This window comes from Neotamlana laminarinivorans (genome assembly GCF_020523925.1).
Lineage (GTDB): Bacteria > Bacteroidota > Bacteroidia > Flavobacteriales > Flavobacteriaceae > Neotamlana > Neotamlana laminarinivorans.
Genome location: NZ_JAJAPW010000055.1, coordinates 1 through 312 on the forward strand (window position 1 = coordinate 1; position 312 = coordinate 312).

Below are 312 nucleotides of genomic sequence, written 5' to 3' on the forward strand. Positions count from 1 at the left end.
ATAACAAGTGTACTACCTTGATTTGCTTCAATTGAATATTGCCCATCAAAATCTGTTGAGGCACCAGAATTTGTGCCTTTAACTAAAACTGTAGCTCCTGGTAGTGGCAGTCCACTATTGTCAGTTACTGTTCCAGAAATAGTCTTTGCTTGTGCAAACGAAAATTGCACAGTTAATACCATTAATAGTATTAACAATCTACTAAACTTTTTTTTCATTGTGTATTATATTTGAGTTAGTCTATGCAGATTGAAAAAAGGAGGCAGCAAAGATTTTTTAAGTGACTAATTCAAAAAATTATACTTTACTTTT

General features: G+C 31.7%; 1 protein-coding gene. It reads right to left on the reverse strand.

Going from position 1 to position 312, the window contains the following annotated elements; genetic code table 11:
- On the reverse strand, positions 1 to 218 hold a 218-nt coding region (locus LG649_RS16000), incomplete at its 3' end, for a carboxypeptidase-like regulatory domain-containing protein (RefSeq protein ID WP_226544818.1).
- Positions 219 to 312 lie beyond the last annotated feature (94 nt).